The 17,135-nt window shown below is 57.0% G+C and carries 18 protein-coding genes; 7 read left to right on the top strand and 11 right to left on the bottom strand.

All coding sequences use genetic code 11. The features are described from left to right. Nucleotides 1-89: 89 nt before the first annotated feature. The 6 genes from EE896_RS10800 to spy all read left to right on the top strand — a co-directional run bounded on the left by EE896_RS10800 (nt 90) and on the right by spy (nt 6,978). The gene (locus EE896_RS10800; protein ID WP_105099240.1) at nt 90-1,310 is read left to right on the top strand and encodes an aspartate aminotransferase family protein; all 1,221 of its coding nucleotides are present in this window, start codon (nt 90-92) and stop codon (nt 1,308-1,310) included. Continuing rightward, nucleotides 1,307-2,338 (top strand): arginine N-succinyltransferase, encoded by a 1,032-nt coding sequence (gene astA, locus EE896_RS10795; protein WP_140915564.1) that lies wholly within the window; start codon nt 1,307-1,309, stop codon nt 2,336-2,338. Before EE896_RS10800 ends, astA begins: the two co-directional genes overlap by 4 nt. Beyond that, nucleotides 2,335-3,804 carry a succinylglutamate-semialdehyde dehydrogenase gene (gene astD / locus EE896_RS10790; protein ID WP_008926172.1) on the top strand — a complete coding sequence of 490 codons (1,470 nt, stop codon included), beginning with the start codon at nt 2,335-2,337 and terminating at the stop codon, nt 3,802-3,804. Before astA ends, astD begins: the two co-directional genes overlap by 4 nt. Continuing rightward, the gene (gene astB, locus EE896_RS10785; protein ID WP_105099239.1) at nt 3,801-5,129 is read left to right on the top strand and encodes an N-succinylarginine dihydrolase; all 1,329 of its coding nucleotides are present in this window, start codon (nt 3,801-3,803) and stop codon (nt 5,127-5,129) included. Before astD ends, astB begins: the two co-directional genes overlap by 4 nt. Nucleotides 5,130-5,179: 50 nt before the next feature. Beyond that, complete coding sequence (gene astE, locus EE896_RS10780; RefSeq protein ID WP_105099238.1) at nt 5,180-6,175, top strand: succinylglutamate desuccinylase; 996 nt, start codon at nt 5,180-5,182, stop codon at nt 6,173-6,175. A 308-nt stretch (nt 6,176-6,483) separates the two neighbouring features. Next, entirely contained in the window at nt 6,484-6,978 is a 495-nt protein-coding gene (gene spy / locus EE896_RS10775) for an ATP-independent periplasmic protein-refolding chaperone Spy (RefSeq protein ID WP_003848356.1), read from the top strand. 73 nt (nt 6,979-7,051) lie between these two features. Here spy and cho read toward each other — a convergent pair whose 3' ends face one another. The 5 genes from cho to EE896_RS10750 form a co-directional block, all read right to left on the bottom strand. Beyond that, a complete protein-coding gene (cho, locus tag EE896_RS10770) occupies nt 7,052-7,912 on the bottom strand; it encodes an excinuclease Cho (RefSeq protein ID WP_105099287.1) in 861 nt (286 codons plus the stop codon). Nucleotides 7,913-7,978: 66 nt separating this feature from the next. Then, on the bottom strand, nt 7,979-8,869 hold the full coding sequence (gene yddG, locus EE896_RS10765; RefSeq protein WP_008926175.1) for an aromatic amino acid DMT transporter YddG: 891 nt from the start codon (nt 8,867-8,869) through the stop codon (nt 7,979-7,981). Between the two features lie 60 nt (nt 8,870-8,929). Beyond that, the gene (gene nadE, locus EE896_RS10760; protein ID WP_008926176.1) at nt 8,930-9,754 is read right to left on the bottom strand and encodes an ammonia-dependent NAD(+) synthetase; all 825 of its coding nucleotides are present in this window, start codon (nt 9,752-9,754) and stop codon (nt 8,930-8,932) included. A gap of 133 nt (nt 9,755-9,887) precedes the next feature. Next, entirely contained in the window at nt 9,888-11,075 is a 1,188-nt protein-coding gene (locus tag EE896_RS10755; RefSeq protein ID WP_003848351.1) for a multidrug effflux MFS transporter, read from the bottom strand. A 75-nt stretch (nt 11,076-11,150) separates the two neighbouring features. Then, nucleotides 11,151-11,324, bottom strand: a complete 174-nt coding sequence (locus tag EE896_RS10750) for a hypothetical protein (RefSeq protein WP_008926177.1) — start codon at nt 11,322-11,324, stop codon at nt 11,151-11,153. Between the two features lie 49 nt (nt 11,325-11,373). Between EE896_RS10750 and osmE the strand changes: the two genes are divergently transcribed. Further along, nucleotides 11,374-11,709 carry an osmotically-inducible lipoprotein OsmE gene (gene osmE / locus EE896_RS10745; protein ID WP_003848350.1) on the top strand — a complete coding sequence of 112 codons (336 nt, stop codon included), beginning with the start codon at nt 11,374-11,376 and terminating at the stop codon, nt 11,707-11,709. 65 nt (nt 11,710-11,774) lie between these two features. On the opposite strand, the gene EE896_RS10740 is transcribed toward osmE, so the two are convergent. From EE896_RS10740 to hxpB, 6 genes are all read right to left on the bottom strand, one after another. Next, entirely contained in the window at nt 11,775-12,182 is a 408-nt protein-coding gene (locus tag EE896_RS10740) for a DUF6515 family protein (RefSeq protein WP_003848349.1), read from the bottom strand. A gap of 188 nt (nt 12,183-12,370) precedes the next feature. Next, on the bottom strand, nt 12,371-13,762 hold the full coding sequence (locus EE896_RS10735) for an L-cystine transporter (RefSeq protein ID WP_110411488.1): 1,392 nt from the start codon (nt 13,760-13,762) through the stop codon (nt 12,371-12,373). A gap of 151 nt (nt 13,763-13,913) precedes the next feature. Further along, a complete protein-coding gene (locus tag EE896_RS10730; RefSeq protein ID WP_003848345.1) occupies nt 13,914-14,504 on the bottom strand; it encodes a metal-dependent hydrolase in 591 nt (196 codons plus the stop codon). A 140-nt stretch (nt 14,505-14,644) separates the two neighbouring features. Further along, entirely contained in the window at nt 14,645-15,406 is a 762-nt protein-coding gene (gene kduD, locus EE896_RS10725; protein WP_003848343.1) for a 2-dehydro-3-deoxy-D-gluconate 5-dehydrogenase KduD, read from the bottom strand. 16 nt (nt 15,407-15,422) lie between these two features. Continuing rightward, nucleotides 15,423-16,259: a 5-dehydro-4-deoxy-D-glucuronate isomerase gene (kduI, locus tag EE896_RS10720; RefSeq protein ID WP_008926179.1), complete on the bottom strand. Its 837-nt coding sequence runs from the start codon at nt 16,257-16,259 to the stop codon at nt 15,423-15,425. 174 nt (nt 16,260-16,433) lie between these two features. Beyond that, on the bottom strand, nt 16,434-17,102 hold the full coding sequence (hxpB, locus tag EE896_RS10715) for a hexitol phosphatase HxpB (protein WP_140915565.1): 669 nt from the start codon (nt 17,100-17,102) through the stop codon (nt 16,434-16,436). Between the last annotated feature and the right edge of the window lie 33 nt (nt 17,103-17,135).

Here is a 17,135-nt window from a genome sequence, read left to right as displayed (position 1 = left end):
CTCTACAGTAGGGCAGCATTACAACATCTTTTAACAATTTTAAAACATAAGCTTTACCCAGCCGGTAAAGTCACGCAGGAGAATGGGTTATGGCACTGCACGTTTCACGTCACGATTTCGATCAATGGATGATGCCGGTTTATGCACCTGCGACCTTTATACCGGTTCGCGCGGAAGGCTCCACCGTCTGGGATCAAAACGGCAAGGATTATATCGACTTTGCTGGTGGCATTGCCGTCAATGCGTTAGGACATGCGCATCCGGCTTTACAACAGGCGTTGCAGGACCAGGCCGCACGGTTATGGCACACCGGGAATGGCTACACCAACGAACCGATCCTGCGGCTGGCGAAACAGTTAATTGACGCCACTTTTGCTGACCGTGTGTTCTTCTGTAACTCTGGCGCGGAAGCGAATGAAGCAGCCCTGAAACTGGCGCGTAAAGTGGCGCATGACCGGGTCGGCCCGCATAAAAGTGGCATCGTGGCGTTCAAAAATGCGTTTCACGGACGCACCCTGTTTACTGTGTCAGCCGGAGGGCAGCCCGCTTACTCCAAAGATTTTGCACCGCTGCCGCCAGAGATTCAGCATGCGCCATTTAACGATCTGGCCGCTGCGGCTGAACTGATTAATGACCACACCTGCGCGGTGATTGTTGAACCGATTCAGGGTGAGGGCGGCGTGTTGCCTGCCGATCCGGCGTTTCTCCGCGGACTGCGTGAACTTTGTGATAAGCATCAGGCCGTGCTGATTTTTGATGAGGTGCAGAGCGGCGTTGGCCGCACCGGCTCGCTTTACGCCTACATGCATTATGGTGTCACGCCGGATGTACTCACCAGCGCTAAAGCGCTGGGCGGCGGCTTCCCGATTGGTGCGATGCTGACCCGCGAAGATCTCGCAATGGTGATGGGCGTTGGCTCCCACGGCACCACTTATGGCGGCAATCCGCTGGCGGGTGCGGTGGCCGGTAAAGTGATGGAGCTGATCAATCAGCCTGAAATGATGACCGGTGTCACACAACGTCACGCGTGGATTGTTGCGGCACTGGATGAGATCAACCAGCGTCTGCATCTGTTTAAAGAAGTGCGCGGTCTGGGGCTGCTGATTGGTGCCGTACTGAGCGACAACTTTGCCGGTAAAGCCAAAGAGATCAACCTGGCCGCCGCTGAGATGGGCGTGATGGTGCTGATTGCCGGTGCCAACGTGGTGCGTTTTGCCCCGGCACTGAATATCAGCGAGCAGGAAGTGAAGCTGGGCATGGCTCGCTTTGCCGAGGTGTGTGAGCGTCTGGTCCGAGGGTCCGCATCATGATGGTAATCCGTCCCGTTGAACGCGATGACTTAAGTCAGCTGATGGCACTGGCCGGCAAAACCGGTGGCGGTCTGACCTCGCTGCCCGTCGATAGTGCCACGTTACAGGCGCGTATTGATCGATCGCTGCAGACCTGGGAGGGTACGCTGCCCCGCGCTGAACAGGGCTATGTCTTTGTGCTGGCGGACAGCGAAGATAACCGCGCCGTCGGCATCTGTGCCATTGAAGTGGCTGTCGGCCTGCAGGAGCCCTGGTATAACTTTCGTGTCGGCACGCAGGTGCATGCCTCAAAAGAACTGAATGTCTATGCCGCGCTGCCAACCCTGTCACTGAGTAACGATCACACTGGCAGCAGTGAACTCTGCACGCTGTTTCTCGATCCCGATTACCGTGACGGCAAAAATGGCTACCAGTTGTCGAAATCCCGCTTCCTCTTTATGGCTAATTTCCGTGAGCACTTCACGAATCGGGTTGTAGCTGAGATGCGTGGCGTCAGCGATGAGCAGGGGCATTCGCCATTCTGGGAGAGCGTGGGCAGCCGCTTCTTCTCAATGGAATTCAGCAAAGCCGATTTCCTCAGCGGCACCGGCCAGAAATCCTTTATTGCTGAGCTGATGCCGAAGCATCCGCTCTATATTGATTACCTGACGCCAGAGGCGCAGGCGGTCATCGGACAGGTGCATCCACAAACGGCACCTGCCCGTGCCGTGCTGGAGGCGGAGGGCTTCCGCTACCTTAACTATGTCGACATTTTTGATGGCGGCCCGACGCTGGAGTGCGATATCGACCACATCCGCGCCGTGCGTAAAAGTCGTCTGCGCAGCGCTGAACGGGGTGAAAATCCAGCGGATGCGCCACTCTGTCTGGTTGCTAATAACAATTACCGCCAGTTCCGTGTGGTGCTGATCCCGGCCCATGCCGACAGCGACAGCGTGCAACTGACGGATGAACAGATGCGGGCGCTCCACTGTCAGCCGGGCGACAGCCTGCGCGTAGTGACGCTCTGCAAAGAGGAGAAAACAGCATGACGCACCTGATAAAGGGAGAATGGGTAGACGGTGACGCGGAGGTCCTGACGAAAGCGGATCCGGTCAGCGGCGAGACGTTATGGCAGGGCAAGGCGGCATCAGTCGCACAGGTCACGGCAGCCTGTGACGCGGCGCGCGCTGCCTTTCCGGGCTGGGCCAGACGCCCGCTGGCGGAACGGCAGGCGATTATTGAGAAATTTGCGGCCGGGCTTGAGGTTCACAAAACAGACCTGGCAGAAACCATTGCCCGTGAAACCGGCAAGCCACGCTGGGAAGCACTGACCGAAGTCGGTGCGATGATCAACAAAATCGGCTTTTCGGTGAAGGCGTACCATAGCCGCACCGGTGAGCAGCATGAGGGCGAAAGCTCGCTGCGCCATCGTCCGCACGGCGTGCTGGCGGTATTTGGCCCTTACAACTTCCCCGGCCATCTGCCAAACGGTCATATTGTTCCGGCGCTGCTGGCGGGCAACTGCGTGGTCTTTAAACCCAGTGAACTGACGCCGCTGACCGCCGAAAAAACGGTTGAGATCTGGCTGGCTGCGGGTTTGCCTGCAGGTGTACTGGCGCTGTTACAGGGTGGTCGGGAGACCGGTCAGGCGCTGGCAACCTGCAGCCAGATCGATGGCCTGCTGTTTACCGGCAGCGCCCATACCGGCTATCAGCTGCATCGCCAGTTTGCCGGTCAGCCTGAGAAGATGCTGGCGCTGGAAATGGGCGGGAACAACGCCCTGATAGTGGAAGATCCGGCTGACCTGGATGCCGCCGTCAATATTACCGTGCAGTCAGCCTTTATTACTGCGGGTCAGCGCTGCACCTGCGCCCGGCGTCTGCTGGTTAAACGTGGTGATGCGGGCGATGCCTTTCTGCAGCGGCTGACAGAGGTGGCGGGGCGACTGCAGCCGGCTGCCTGGAATGCTGAACCGCAACCCTTTATGGGAAGCGTGATCTCTACCGGCGCGGCAGAGAAGATTATAGGTGAGTGGCAACGGCGGGTTGATGCGGGTGGCGAGGTGCTGCTGGCGATGCGCTGGCCGGATCGTCACAGTGCCATTCTTACACCGGGCATTATCGATTTAACCGGTGTGCAGGGCATTCCGGATGAAGAGGTCTTTGGCCCGCTGCTCGGCGTAATCCGCTATGACACCTTTGACGAGGCGATAGCACTGGCGAACCAGACCCGTTACGGCCTGTCGTGCGGATTGATATCGCCTTCACGTCAGCAGTTCGATCAGCTGCTGCTGGAAGCCCGTGCCGGTATCGTCAACTGGAACAAACCGCTGACCGGCGCAGCCAGCACCGCGCCATTTGGTGGCATCGGCGCTTCGGGCAACCATCGCGCCAGTGCCTGGTATGCGGCTGATTACTGTGCCTGGCCAATGGCCTCACTGGAGACGCCGGACCTGACGCTGCCCGCCACATTGTCGCCGGGACTCGATTTCTCCGCGCCGGAGAAGCGCTCATGAAGGCAACCGAAGCCAACTTTGATGGGCTGGTAGGATTAACGCACCACTATGCCGGGCTCTCTTTTGGGAACGAAGCCTCGACCCGCAACCAGCTGCAGCCGTCGAATCCCCGTCTGGCGGCAAAGCAGGGGTTGCTGAAGATGAAAGCGCTGGCTGATATGGGCTACGTGCAGGGCGTGATCCCGCCGCACGAGCGACCCAACATTGCGGTGCTGCGTCAGCTCGGCTTTAGCGGCAGTGATGAGCAGGTGCTGGCGTCAGCCGGGAAAACCGCGCCGGGATTACTCTCCGCCGCCAGCTCCGCGTCGGCGATGTGGGTCGCTAATGCCGCTACGGTTTCGCCGTCCGCAGACAGTCTGGATGGCCGGGTTCACCTGACGGTGGCGAACCTGAACAACAAGTTTCATCGGGCGATAGAAGCGCCAGAAACCGCCTGGCTGCTGCGTTCCATCTTCCGCGACGATCGCCATTTTGCCGTGCACGATGCGCTGCCGCAGGTGGCGATGTTTGGTGATGAAGGGGCGGCTAACCACAACCGTCTCGGCGGTGCCTATGGCGAGCGCGGCGTGCAGCTGTTTGTGTATGGCCGCGACAGCAGCCACGAAGGCAAAGCGCCGCAGCGCTATCCGGCGCGGCAAACCCGTGAGGCCAGCGAGGCGATTGCCCGCCTTCATCAGCTCTCACCCGAAAGCGTACTGTTCGCCCAACAGAATCCTGCGGTGATCGATCAGGGCGTATTTCATAATGATGTGATTGCGGTCAGTAACCAGCAGATGCTGTTCTGTCATCAGCACGCCTTTGTTGATCAGCCTGAACTGCTCGCGCAGCTTCGGGCGCGCATCCCCGGCTTTGTCGCTCTGGAAGTGCCGGCAGACCGTGTCTCGGTGAAAGATGCGGTAGAGACTTATCTGTTTAACAGCCAGCTGCTGAGCCGTCCCGACGGCACGATGATGCTGGTATTGCCGGAAGAGTCACGCCAGCATCCGGGTGTGTGGCGCTACCTGTGTGAACAGGTCGAGGCGGATACACCACTGAAATCACTGAAGGTGTTTGATCTACGCGAAAGCATGTATAACGGAGGGGGGCCAGCCTGCCTGCGTTTGCGGGTCGTGCTGACGCCAGAGGAGCAGCAGGCAGTAAATCCGGCGGTGCTGATGAACGATAACCTCTTCAGCACACTGAATAGCTGGGTTGACCGTCATTACCGTGATCGCCTGACCCAGGCCGATCTGGTCGACCCACAGTTGCTGCGTGAGGGACGTGACGCGCTGGATGAACTGACGAAGCTGCTAGACTTAGGAAATGTTTACGCATTTCAGCTGTGAAGCAGGAGGCAGCACAGTCTGCCGTCTGCTCAGGGCGCAAAGGAGGAATGATGCAGGACTTTTTACAGCAAACGCTTTCCGGCGAGGTGCCGCGTAAGCGTAGTGGTGAAACGGCGCATCTTCGCTGGCAGTGGTTGTATCACGGCATACTGTTGATGGAGCCGACGGTGCCGGTTAAACAGGCGCTGGTGCTCTCTGCCGGGATCCACGGCAATGAAACGGCCCCGGTAGAAATCGTAAACCAGCTGGTTAACCCGCTGTTGCGAGGCGAAAAGCCGTTACAGCAGCGCATGCTGGTCATTCTGGGTAATCCCTCAGCGCTGCGCGCCGGTAAGCGCTATGTGCGTTATGACATCAACCGGCTATTTGGCGGACGCTGGCAGCAGATTGATGACGGTGATGAAGCCCGCCGCGTGTTGCGGCTGGAGCAGGCGCTGGAAACCTTCTGGCAGTTGGGTGAGTGCGATGAGACGCGCTGGCACCTCGACATGCACACCGCCATTCGCGGCTCTTATCACCCTCAGTTCGGGGTGATGCCGCATAACGAGCGTCCCTGGCCGCCTGCGTTTTTAGACTGGCTGGCCGCTGCCGGGCTGGAAGCGCTGGTGTTTCATCGCTCGCCGGGCGGTACCTTTACCCATTTCAGCTGCGAGCACTTCGGTGCGGCCAGCTGCACGCTTGAACTGGGCAAGGCGCTGCCGTTCGGCGAGAACGATCTCAGCCAGTTCAGCGCGGCGCAGCAGGCGCTGGCTTCTCTGCTCTATGGCGAAGCGATGCCTGCCGCGACGGTGAAACCGCGTCACTATCGGGTTGCGCAGCAGATCACCCGACTGAGTGAGCACTTTACGCTGCATATGTCGCCGGAAACGCTGAACTTTACCGCGTTTCCTCAAGGGACGTTGCTGGCGGAAGATGGTAATACGCGCTATTACGTGCAGCAGGCGCGGGAATATGTGCTGTTCCCCAATCCCAACGTGGCCGCCGGGCTGCGTGCCGGACTGATGCTGATTGAAGAGGGTGAACAGACTCAGGCGCTGCCGGTGTGATAACCGTTCTTACTGTTGCAGTTCATCGGCGCTAAAAAAATCGACAGGAAAGCGGGAGATCGCCTTCCGCTTTCCAGTCGTAACCATTACACTCCTCCATGATTTCTGCCAAATTCGCTTTAAATTCATAAACTTTTTCAATTCCTCACGCCTTTCTTCTTATTCTCTTCATGATTGCCCGTTTTTTATCTTTTATGCTTTCACGGCTTTACTCAGGCTCTGAGTAGTTGACGTTCAGCGTCGTATGCTTGTTTCCGAAGACGCGACAGAGTGCTGTCGTCATTATCATGAATTATAAGGACACTATTATGCGCAAACTGACTTCCCTTTTACTGGCTTCTTCGCTGGCGTTTGGTGCAGCCAGCGCCGTCCATGCAGCAGCAGATAACCTGACTCCACCGCCAGCGGGCAGCGAAAAGGCGATGCACAAACCGCCAATGCGCCACGGCATGGAGATGATGTTTAAAGGTCTGAACCTGACCGACGCGCAGAAAACCCAGATGCGCGACATCATGAAAGAGAGCCACAAAGAGATGAAACGTCCGTCACTGGACGAGCGTCGCGCGGCTCACAGCATTATTGCGTCTGACAGCTTTGACCAGAGCAAAGCCGAAGCGCAGGCAGAGAAGATGTCCGCCAACGCGAAAGAGCATGCGCTGAAGATGCTGGAAACCCAGAACAAGCTCTATAACGTGCTGACGCCGGAGCAGAAGAAACAGTACAACGCGAACTTTGAAAAGCGTCTGACTGAGAAAGCCCCGCACGACGGCAAAATGGCGCCCCCAGCAGAACCGGCTGAATAATATTCGTTAAGCGAACGGTCTGAGACCGCCGACGCTGTCCACTGAACGTGAGTGGGCAGCGTCGGCGGTTTTTTTATAGCGGAAGAATAGGGTAGACACCCGACAGAATCGGGCGGCAGAGGATTTTATAGCCGTCGTGATCAAAACCGCCTTCGGGCCGCTGCAGTTTTCTGGCCTCATCCATGCTGCTCACCGAACCGAGATAGAACCAGTGATCGATAACATGGATTTGTGTCATCTCTTTGCCTTCCTCCACCAGACCTACGGCACCCTGCCACGGCCAGCAGAAGACCCGCACATTTTCCAGTGCCTCCAGCAGCCGATCCTGATGGTCGCTGACCGGCTCTTTACCGCAACAGGCTCCGGCGCAACGACGCAGAGCCGAGCGGAAGCAGCCGCGTCCCGCACTCAGCGCTTCCAGACCCAGCAGCCCATGACAGAGCTGATACTCATCCGCCAGTTGCTTGAGCCGTTCCAGCGCCGCAAAGCGGCTGCGATAAAGTCCAAACAGGTTGGGTGACTGACTGAAATCGAGATCTTTTGCGTAAACCACATTCGGTTTGCCGTCGGTAATCTGCAGCGAACAGAGCTGGCGATTTTTGCGCAGTCGCTTATTGAACAGCGGCTGCTGGGTTTTGATCATCTGCGCTTCCAGCAGCAGCGCACCGAGATCGCCTGCTGTGGGGATCCAGCTTACGCGCCGTGACTGGCGCAGCATTTTCGCCTCGTCCGGCGTGCGGAAATGGGACATCACTCGCGAACGCAGATTGACACTTTTACCGATATAAAGCGGCAGTGACTCACTTTCGCCATGAAAGGTGTAGACGCCAGGATGATTCGGCAGGCCTTCCAGCCATTCACGCAGGTGTTCGGGATATTGATAAATTGTATTCGCGTCGGGTTCGGGGCGAAGAATGGCAGCACGTCTGACCAAAATGGACTCCATTTACTGGTTGTCCATACAGCATAACAGGCAGGTGAAATGATCGCCAGCTGTCTGTTAAAGACGCCGTGTCGCCAGCCAGCAAATCAGCGAGCCCAGTGTAATCATCGCAACGCCCTGCCAGAAAGCCAGCGGCGGCGTCAGACCCAGCCACAGCGATCCCAGAAGAGCCGACAGCACTGGCGTGAAGTAGGACGCGGTGGCCAGCAGCGTCAGATTGCCCTGCTGAATCCCATGATTCCAGGCGGAATAGGCGATAGCAGTGGAGAGGCCGACAAACAGCACCTCCATTATCGGTATCAGATCGAACGTTAACGGCACAGGACGATCGCTGAAGGCATATTTCAGCCACAGCGCCAGTGCGGTCAGTATAAAAAACAGCGTGACGCCGTTCGAGCCGCGGGCAAAACGGCGGGTAAGGTTGTTGTAGACCGCCCATGTCAGGGCGGCGATAAAGGCGAGTGCATAGGCGACAGGGTTGCGCAGTATATTCTGCCACAGTAGCGCGGGCGAACTGCTGCCACTGCCTTTCATCACCCAGACGATCCCCAGCAGCGACAGCAGCAGCCCTGGCCAGAGCCAGACACGGAAGCGCTGCTGATTAAACGGAATCGCCAGCACGATGGTCAGGCAGGGCCAGAGATAATTGATCATTCCCAGCTCCAGCGACTGGGTGCGATCGCTGGCCAGCCCGATAGCCAGCGCCAGGCAGATCTCGTAACCGACAAAGAGGGCACCGCCCAGCCACAGGTAGAGCGCGGGCAGTGCGCCAGGTCTGGGCAAACCGCGGGTCAGGCAAAGCAGGATCGCCGTGGTGGTGTAGATCAGCGCCGCGCCGCCAGTGGCACCGAAGGCTTCACTGACGCTGCGCAGCAGACCCACGGTGGTGCTCCAGAGCAAAATGGCGATAAGCCCGATGAGGGTAGCGCGCGAGACGGTGGGAGGCATGCAGCGTTCAACAAATTAAATGAGTGAAGCCTCCTTTGCCGGAGCAAAGGAGGCGCAGGATTACTTCCAGAAGTCGTCGAACACAGTGATCGGCGGACGACGTTTGTGCTCAGTTTTCAGATACCAGCCTTCGATAATACGGGCGTTGTCAGGATCGATGCTTTTGCCTTCCAGATAGTCATCAATCATCTCGTAGGTGACACCCAGCGCCACTTCATCCTGCAGGCCTGGACGATCATCTTCCAGATCGGCAGTCGGTTTCTTCAGATAAAGATGTTCCGGGCAGCCAAGATGCTTCAGCAGCTGTTTGCCCTGACGCTTATTCAGGCGGAAAAGGGGATTGATGTCAGTACCGCCATCGCCATATTTGGTGAAGAACCCGGTGACCGCTTCAGCGGCATGGTCGGTGCCGACCACCACCCCTTTGGTCATGCCGGCGATGCTGTATTGCGCCTTCATTCGCTCGCGCGCTTTTTCATTGCCGCGCACGAAATCAGACAACGTGATACCGGCATCTTTCAACGCGCGCTCACTGGCCAGCACGGACTCTTTGATGTTCACCGCCAGCGAACGGTCGGGCTGAATAAAGGCCAGCGCGTCCTGACAATCCTGCTCATCCGCCTGCACGCCATACGGCAGACGCACCGCAATAAAGGTGTAGTCGTTATCGCCGCTCTCCTGACGCAGCTCGCTGATCGCCGTTTGCGCCAGCTTGCCCGCAAGGGTTGAATCCTGACCGCCGCTAATCCCCAGCACCAGCGTTTTCAGTCCGCTGTGACGTTTCAGATAGGCTTTAAGAAAATCGACGCTGACACGCACTTCCTGGTCGGCGTCGATAACGGGCTTGACACCCAGTGCTTCAATAATTTCCTGCTGCAGTGACATGAACTTCTCCTCAGGTCAGTGGCCAGTCGGCTCGATGCGAACGTTTTAGTAAAGCTAACGTGCCGAAGCGAAAACAACAAGCTTAAGCGGCAACTGATTGCGGCTAAACGTTGCGAAATCAGTGAGTTTTTAATTACGACAGCGGTTTTTTCGCCAGCACGTTAAACATCAGAATCGCCATCATAAAGCAGCCAAAAATGGTGGCGCACATGCTCAGTACCGACGTGCCGCCAATGCCGGTGAGCGGCACGGTAATCGCACCCAGCGTGAACATGGTGACGCCAATGACTGCAGAGGCGCTGCCAGCACGGTGGCCCTGACTCTGCATCGCCAGTGACGAGGCAGTGGTAGCGATCACGCCGTTGCTGGCGATGGTAAAGAACAGCGCCAGCAGCAGCAGCGCTAACGGTGCGTGTAGTAGCGCGGCCAGCAGCAGCAGGCTAGAGGCGACAAAAGCCAGTGTCAGACCGCCTTTCAGCACCCGATATTCGCCCCACAACGGACAGAGGCGAGCGCTGGTCTGCGAAGCAATGATCAGGCCAAACCCGTTGGCCGCAAAGCAGAAGCTAAAGGCCTGGGGCGACAGGCCATAGAGTTGTTGCAGCACAAACGGCGAGGCACCGATATAGGCGAACATGCCGGACATCATAAAGCCCTGGGTCAGACAGAAGCCCATAAAGGGTCGATGGGTGACCACCTGACCGAGTGCCGCGTAGGCGGAGAAAATCGAGCCTTGGTTGCGGCGGGCTTCAGGCAGGGTTTCATGCAGCTTCCAGCGCGCCAGCAGGATCAGCAGAATGGCAATGCCGCCCAGTACCATGAAGATGCCGCGCCAGTCGACTATCGTCATCAGCACACCACCCAGTACCGGCGCGCCGACTGGAGCCAGACCGTTAACCAGCATCAGCAGCGCGAAGAAGCGCGTCAGCTCATGACCACTGTACATATCGCGTGCAATCGCCCGCGACAATACCGCGCCGCCCGCCCCCGCTAATCCTTCAAACAGCCGCGCCACCAGCAGTTGGTGGATGTCCTGCGCCAGCGCACAGCCGATTGAGGCGATAAACAGCAGTATCAGTGACAGGGTTAGCGGACGCAGGCGACCGAATTTGTCACTCATCGGGCCAAACAGCAGCTGCCCAAAGCCCAGGCCCAACAGACCGGCGGTCAGACTCAACTGCGCGGTCGCAGTTTCGGTGTGCAGATCCTGCGCCATTTGTGGCAGGGCTGGCAGATAAAGGTCGATACAGAGCGGGCCCAGTGCGGCCAGCAGGCCCAGTGTAATCGCATAAACCAGGCGGTCAGAGTGAGCAGGGGTCATTGTTCCTCGGGATAGTCAGCGATGGGTGAACAGAAGCGGGCATGACAAGCGAACAGCGTCCGAAGGGCGATAATCTCACCGCTCTGCGCGGATACCCATGAGGCAGAGGGTGTCTGAATCGGCGGGGCTATCCAAAACCTGTTTTGGCGGAAAGTATACGGCCGCATTGACAACAAAACAGCCTTCTTTACGAAATCCTGACATTTGATGCACCACTAATTGTTCCTCATAAACTTGATAAATCAGCATTTATGTTCCAGGCTTGTTTCCACATGGACAATAAATGAGGAACAACAAGATGAATAAAGTGATGGGATGTATCGCTGCGGCGCTGACACTGGCTGCACTGTCTGGTTGTACGACTTACGATCGTGCGGAAAGCTACGTGACTAAGCCAGTGGTAAAGGATGTTAAAAAGGGTATGACACGTGATCAGGTTCGTCAGATCGCGGGTGCACCTTCTACTGAAATCACCATGGTCCACGCGCGCGGCACCTGCCAGACTTATGTTCTGGGTCAGCGCGACGGTAAAGCGCAGACTTATTTCGTGAGCTACAACGACACGGGCCGTGTGATGAACTACGGCTTCCAGAGCTGTGCGGAATATGATACCGATCCGCAGGTTCAGCAGTAAGTTTTCGTCTCTCTGAATAGTAAACGGCCCGTAATTTGACGGGCCGTTTTTCGTTGTGGCGCTGACTACAATCCTGCCGGGCGCGGCACCTCAACATAATCACCGTCTATCTGCCGCTGGTAGAAATGACCTGCCTGCACATAGAAGCGTTTGCCGTTAAAGTCGAGTACCCGCATCTCACTGCTGACCCGCGACTCTGCTGGCGGCTCTACCACCACATATTCATCGCCGTGGCGCTGATAGTAACTGCCATTGAGCAGGTAGTAGGTCAGTCCGCCGATCAGCACCGCCGTTGCGGCTTCAGGCAGAAAGCGAATCGGTCCAGGTCCGCCCCAGTGATGTCCGGGACCGATCCAGTGTGGATCGGGTCCGCCATGTCGACCCCATCCCGGGCCCCAGTCGCCAGGATGGGCGAAAGCCAGAGCGGGTGTCAGAAGCGTCAGCGTCAGAAGCGAGGCGATTATCTTTTTCATCAGGTGTTCTCCTCATAATACTGGATGCAGAATTCGCCTTTTACCGGGCAAAGACAAGCACTAAAGCGCGGATTTTTCGCCTGTTTACCATGCTTAACGCTTTCTTAACGGCGTCGCCATCAATGGGGGAGATTATGGAGAAGAGAGACGGAAAAAACCTGGCGCGGGCGCGCCAGGTTTAAGGCAGATTAACGGTGCGCCAGCTCGGCGTTGTCGTCACTTTCCAGTACGCGCTTATCGGTCATGCCTAACCAGCGGCTGGTCAGGGAACCTGCGGTCATCGAACCGTTGACGTTCAGTGCTGTACGGCCCATATCAATCAGCGGCTCAATGGAGATCAGCAGCGCCACCAGGGTCACCGGCAGGCCCATCGCAGGCAGGACAATCAGTGCAGCAAACGTTGCACCTCCACCAACACCGGCCACACCGGCTGAGCTCAGCGTGACTATCCCAACCAGCGTGGCAATCCACAGTGGATCAAACGGGTTAATCCCGACGGTTGGCGCAACCATCACGGCCAGCATGGTCGGATAAAGACCGGCACAGCCATTCTGGCCGATTGTGGCGCCAAAGGATGCCGCGAAGCTGGCAATCGACTCCGGCACGCCAAGACGACGGGTCTGGGTTTCAACGCTCAACGGAATGCTGGCTGCGCTGGAACGGCTGGTGAAGGCGAAGGTGATAACCGGCCACACTTTACGGAAGAAGCGCATTGGGTTGATACCATTCACCGACAGCAGCAGGGCGTGGACACCAAACATGATGGCCAGACCGAGGTATGAGGCGACCACAAAGCTGCCCAGTTTGATGATGTCCTGCAGGTTTGAACCGGCAACCACTTTAGTCATCAGCGCCAGCACACCATACGGCGTCAGCTTCATCACTAAACGCACCAGCTTCATCACCCACGACTGCAGCGTGTCGATCGCCACCAGCACGCGCTGACCTTTCACTTCATCATCTTTAAGCAACTGCAGTGCAGCCACACCCAGGAACGCGGCAAAGATCACGACGCTGATGATTGAGGTCGGACTGGCGCCTGTCAGATCGGCAAACGGGTTTTTCGGGATAAAGGAGAGCACCAGCTGCGGCACGGTCAGGTCAGCCACTTTGCCGACATAGTTGCTCTGGATCGCACTGAGACGCGCGGTCTCCTGCACGCCCTGTACCAGACCTTCTGCGCTCAGACCAAACAGGCCGGTGACGAAGACGCCGACCAGTGCTGAGATGGCGGTGGTAAACAGCAGAACGCCGATGGTCAGTACGCTGATTTTTCCCAGCGAAGAGGCATTATGCAGACGGGCGACCGCACTCAGAATGGAAACGAATACCAGCGGCATGACGACCATCTGCAGCAACTGGACATAGCCATTACCGACGATGTTAAACCAGCTAATCGACTCTTTAACCACTGCGCTGTTTTCGCCGTAGATCAACTGCAACACCAGGCCGAACAGTACGCCGATCACCAGACCGGTCAGCACTTTTTTCGACAGGCTCCAGTTATGACGGCTGAAGCGGGAGAGCAATACCAGCAGCGCCACAAAGGCCACGATATTAAGCGTAAGAGGAAGGTCCATGCTGAAACTCCAGAGTAATGCGGCCTTCCGTCATGGGAAGGCCGCATAATGTTAATCACGAATTAAGACAGCAGGAATGGTAACAGCAGGTGCAGAGGGTGCCTTATATCCAAATGGCATGGTTTATAACTAAATGGTGTTTTGCGCGTTTTTATTGCGCAGTATGACTGGAAATTAATCGCCCGACGCCATTTTGTAGCGTATCGAACAGCTGAGATGGCCAGCCGTTTGCACCAAAAGATGGCATCCCTACCGGGAACCACAGCGCATAGCCTACCAGTCCCAGACACAATGCCCGCTCCAGCTGATTGCCCTTCTGGCTGCGCAGAATCGGCAGGCGGAAGCGCCAGCGGCAGGGCCACAGCAGCGGAACCCCGGCGGGCGTCAGCATATCGGCCACTATATGGCTCAGGTAGCCGAGCGTCAGACCCTGCAGCACATCCGGTGGAATCGGTGACGACTGAGGCAGGTTAATCTGAAAAAGCCATAAACCGGCGGCAATCGCCAGCAGACTGTGGGTAAATCCCCGATGGCCGAACGCCCGTGCAATAGGATGAGAGAGCCAGCTGAGTCGCTGTCCCAGCAGAGATTTAGGATGATCGATGTCGGGCAGCAGACAGGTCAGCAGGGCTGAGGGAACAAGATGCCACCAGTCGGCCTGTGCCAGCACGGGTGTCAGCTCAGCACGCTTGGCAAAAATAGCGCTGGCAATGGCAAAAATGATGTGGCCTTCGCCCGTCATGATAGAACCTGGTTACAAAGAAAACTGTCGATGCATCCAGTATAGGGATTTATCCAGTAAATGAGAACATGTGACGCTGTAACGAAGCGTGAATTTTATTAATAAAATGGACAGTGCCAGGACACTGCCCGTTGGGGAAATTAACGCGCCAGCCAGCCGCCATCGACGGCCAGGGTGTAGCCGTTGACATAATCAGACGCAGCAGAAGCCATGAAGACTATCGGGCCCATCATGTCATCAGGCACGCCCCAGCGTCCGGCCGGTATCCGGCCCAGGATCTCTTCGCTGCGGGACGCGTCATTTCTCAACTGCTCGGTATTGTTGGTCGCCATGTAGCCAGGTGCGATGGCATTGACGTTAATGCCATGCTTTGCCCACTCGTTTGCCATGAGACGGGTCAGGCCCATCACGGCACTTTTCGAGGCGGTATAAGAGGGCACCCGAATTCCGCCCTGGAAGGAGAGCATGGACGCGATATTGATAATCTTGCCGCCGTGTCCCTGTGCGATAAATTGACGGGCAACCTGCTGAGACAGGAAAAACAGGCTCTTACTATTGATATTCATCACGTCATCCCAGTCCTGCTCGCTGAAGTCCAGGGCGTCTTCCCGGCGAATAATACCGGCATTATTGACCAGAATGTCAATTTTACCTGCAGCGGCCAGCGCCTGCTCAACCACAGAGGCTACTACGCTGGTCTGCAACAGATCGGCCTGCACCGGCCAGAAGCGGCGACCCAGCGCCTCCACCTTGCTTTGGGTGTCATCCGGGCCGTTACGGTTAACGCCGACAATATCGCAGCCCGCCTGTGCCAGACCCAGCGCCATGCCCTGACCTAAACCGGTGTTGCAGCCGGTTACCATTGCCACTTTACCTTCCAGGCTAAACGTATTCAGTACCATAGTATTTCTCCTCTGCTTAGCGCAGTTCACTGATTTTGACGTGATCCATGTCATCAAAGACCTGATTCTCACCCACCATGCCCCAGATAAAGGTGTAACGCTGGGTACCGACACCGGCGTGAATTGACCAGCTGGGTGAGATCACCGCCTGCTCGTTATGTACCAGCAGATGACGGGTCTGCTGCGGTTGCCCCATCATGTGGAAGACGGCGCTCTCTTCGCTCATATCGAAGTAGAAATAGACTTCCATGCGACGTTCGTGGGTGTGGCAGGGCATGGTGTTCCACAGGCTGCCTTCATCCAGTTTGGTCAAGCCCATGGTGAGCTGACAGGTGGGCAGCACATCCGGCACGATGAATTTATGAATGGTTCGGCGGTTCGAGGTCGCGGCATCGCCCAGCGTGGCGGTAGCCGCCTCCTGCAGCGTGATTTTCCTGTCCGGGAAGGTGCTGTGTGCGGGTGCACTGTTGAAATAGAATTTGGCGGGCTGAGACGGATTCAGACTGCGGAACAGCAGGTTGCGGGCACCTTTGCCGATGTAAAGCGCCTCTTCGTGACCGATTTCCCACGCTTTACCGTCCACTTCCACACGCCCCGGTCCGCCAATATTGATCATGCCCAGCTCGCGGCGCTCGAGGAAATAGCTGACGCCCAGCTGTTTTCCCATTTCATCACCCATCGTCACGGGCGCGTTTACCGGCATGACGCCGCCAATGATGATGCGGTCGATGTGGCTGTAAGTCAGGGCGTAGTCATCGGCAGTGAAAATCGTTTCAATCAGGAACTCACGGCGCAACGCATCGGTGTCGAGTTGTTTAGCGTGATCGCTGTGAATGCTTTGACGAATGTCCATCTCAGGCCTCTCTGCAGGTCAGGTTTTTATGCCCCGAATGGGGACGCTTCGGGCATCTTAGGCAGAGTGGTACTGGAATTCAATAAAAATGAAACGTTGTTTTATTTTATTGCGAGTGAGATCAAGTGAGAAGATTGCCAGGCAAAAAAAAGCCCGCATCAGGCGGGCGGTTCTTCATCCCTGCAGATGCTGCAGGCTGAGCTGTGTCAGAGCATCCAGCCGGACATCCGCCAGCGCCCAGCGAGAGTCGTCACGGTGTTCAGCGGCGGGTACCACAATTGACCGCATACGCGCCGCTTTGGTGGCGATCATGCCGTTAAAGGAATCTTCCAGCGTGACACAGTTAAGCGGATCGATTGCCAGGCTGTCGGCTGCGTTGAGATAGACCTGCGGATGAGGCTTACTGTAGGGCAGGGCTTCTGCGGAAGAGAGCACATCGAAATAGTGGCGCAGATTGAACATCTCCAGCACCTGCTCAAGCATCCTGAGCGGTGAGGCTGAGGCAAGGCCGATTTTCAGTCCCTGTTCGCGGCACAGTTGCAGCGCCGTTTCCACGCCTGGCAGCAGGGGCCGCGTCTGATCCACCAGCGTCATCGCACGGGCAATAATACGGTCAGTAACCTCCTGCTGCGAAGGACCCTGCCAGGGCAGTGTTTCGTACCACATCCGTACAGTCTGATCGATGCGCAGACCCAGAGTGTCGGGCATTTCACTGCGACGTGACAGGTCAACATCCAGCGTTGAAAAGATATCCAGCTCAGCCTGATCCCACAGCGGCTCAGAATCGATCAGTAAACCATCCATATCAAACAGGGCGGCGAGGACAGGGCGGTGATACGGCATCAGAGTTCTCCTTATAAAGTCGACTTTACCTTA

The sequence above is a fragment of the Pantoea eucalypti genome (genome assembly GCF_009646115.1).
Classification (GTDB): domain Bacteria; phylum Pseudomonadota; class Gammaproteobacteria; order Enterobacterales; family Enterobacteriaceae; genus Pantoea; species Pantoea eucalypti.
The sequence above is the reverse complement of the archived record's forward strand: the minus strand, read 5'-3'. Positions and strand labels throughout refer to the sequence as shown.

Bases quoted from the DNA above. Each gene is read 5' to 3' on its own strand.
- EE896_RS10800 (WP_105099240.1), top strand. From the start codon at position 90: ATGGCACTGCACGTTTCACGTCACGATTTCGATCAATGGATGATGCCG.
- astA (WP_140915564.1), top strand. From the start codon at position 1,307: ATGATGGTAATCCGTCCCGTTGAACGCGATGACTTAAGTCAGCTGATG.
- astD (WP_008926172.1), top strand. From the start codon at position 2,335: ATGACGCACCTGATAAAGGGAGAATGGGTAGACGGTGACGCGGAGGTC.
- astB (WP_105099239.1), top strand. From the start codon at position 3,801: ATGAAGGCAACCGAAGCCAACTTTGATGGGCTGGTAGGATTAACGCAC.
- astE (WP_105099238.1), top strand. From the start codon at position 5,180: ATGCAGGACTTTTTACAGCAAACGCTTTCCGGCGAGGTGCCGCGTAAG.
- spy (WP_003848356.1), top strand. From the start codon at position 6,484: ATGCGCAAACTGACTTCCCTTTTACTGGCTTCTTCGCTGGCGTTTGGT.
- yddG (WP_008926175.1), bottom strand. From the start codon at position 8,869: ATGCCTCCCACCGTCTCGCGCGCTACCCTCATCGGGCTTATCGCCATT.
- nadE (WP_008926176.1), bottom strand. From the start codon at position 9,754: ATGTCACTGCAGCAGGAAATTATTGAAGCACTGGGTGTCAAGCCCGTT.
- EE896_RS10755 (WP_003848351.1), bottom strand. From the start codon at position 11,075: ATGACCCCTGCTCACTCTGACCGCCTGGTTTATGCGATTACACTGGGC.
- EE896_RS10750 (WP_008926177.1), bottom strand. From the start codon at position 11,324: ATGCTGATTTATCAAGTTTATGAGGAACAATTAGTGGTGCATCAAATG.
- osmE (WP_003848350.1), top strand. From the start codon at position 11,374: ATGAATAAAGTGATGGGATGTATCGCTGCGGCGCTGACACTGGCTGCA.
- EE896_RS10740 (WP_003848349.1), bottom strand. From the start codon at position 12,182: ATGAAAAAGATAATCGCCTCGCTTCTGACGCTGACGCTTCTGACACCC.
- EE896_RS10735 (WP_110411488.1), bottom strand. From the start codon at position 13,762: ATGGACCTTCCTCTTACGCTTAATATCGTGGCCTTTGTGGCGCTGCTG.
- EE896_RS10730 (WP_003848345.1), bottom strand. From the start codon at position 14,504: ATGACGGGCGAAGGCCACATCATTTTTGCCATTGCCAGCGCTATTTTT.
- kduD (WP_003848343.1), bottom strand. From the start codon at position 15,406: ATGGTACTGAATACGTTTAGCCTGGAAGGTAAAGTGGCAATGGTAACC.
- kduI (WP_008926179.1), bottom strand. From the start codon at position 16,259: ATGGACATTCGTCAAAGCATTCACAGCGATCACGCTAAACAACTCGAC.
- hxpB (WP_140915565.1), bottom strand. From the start codon at position 17,102: ATGCCGTATCACCGCCCTGTCCTCGCCGCCCTGTTTGATATGGATGGT.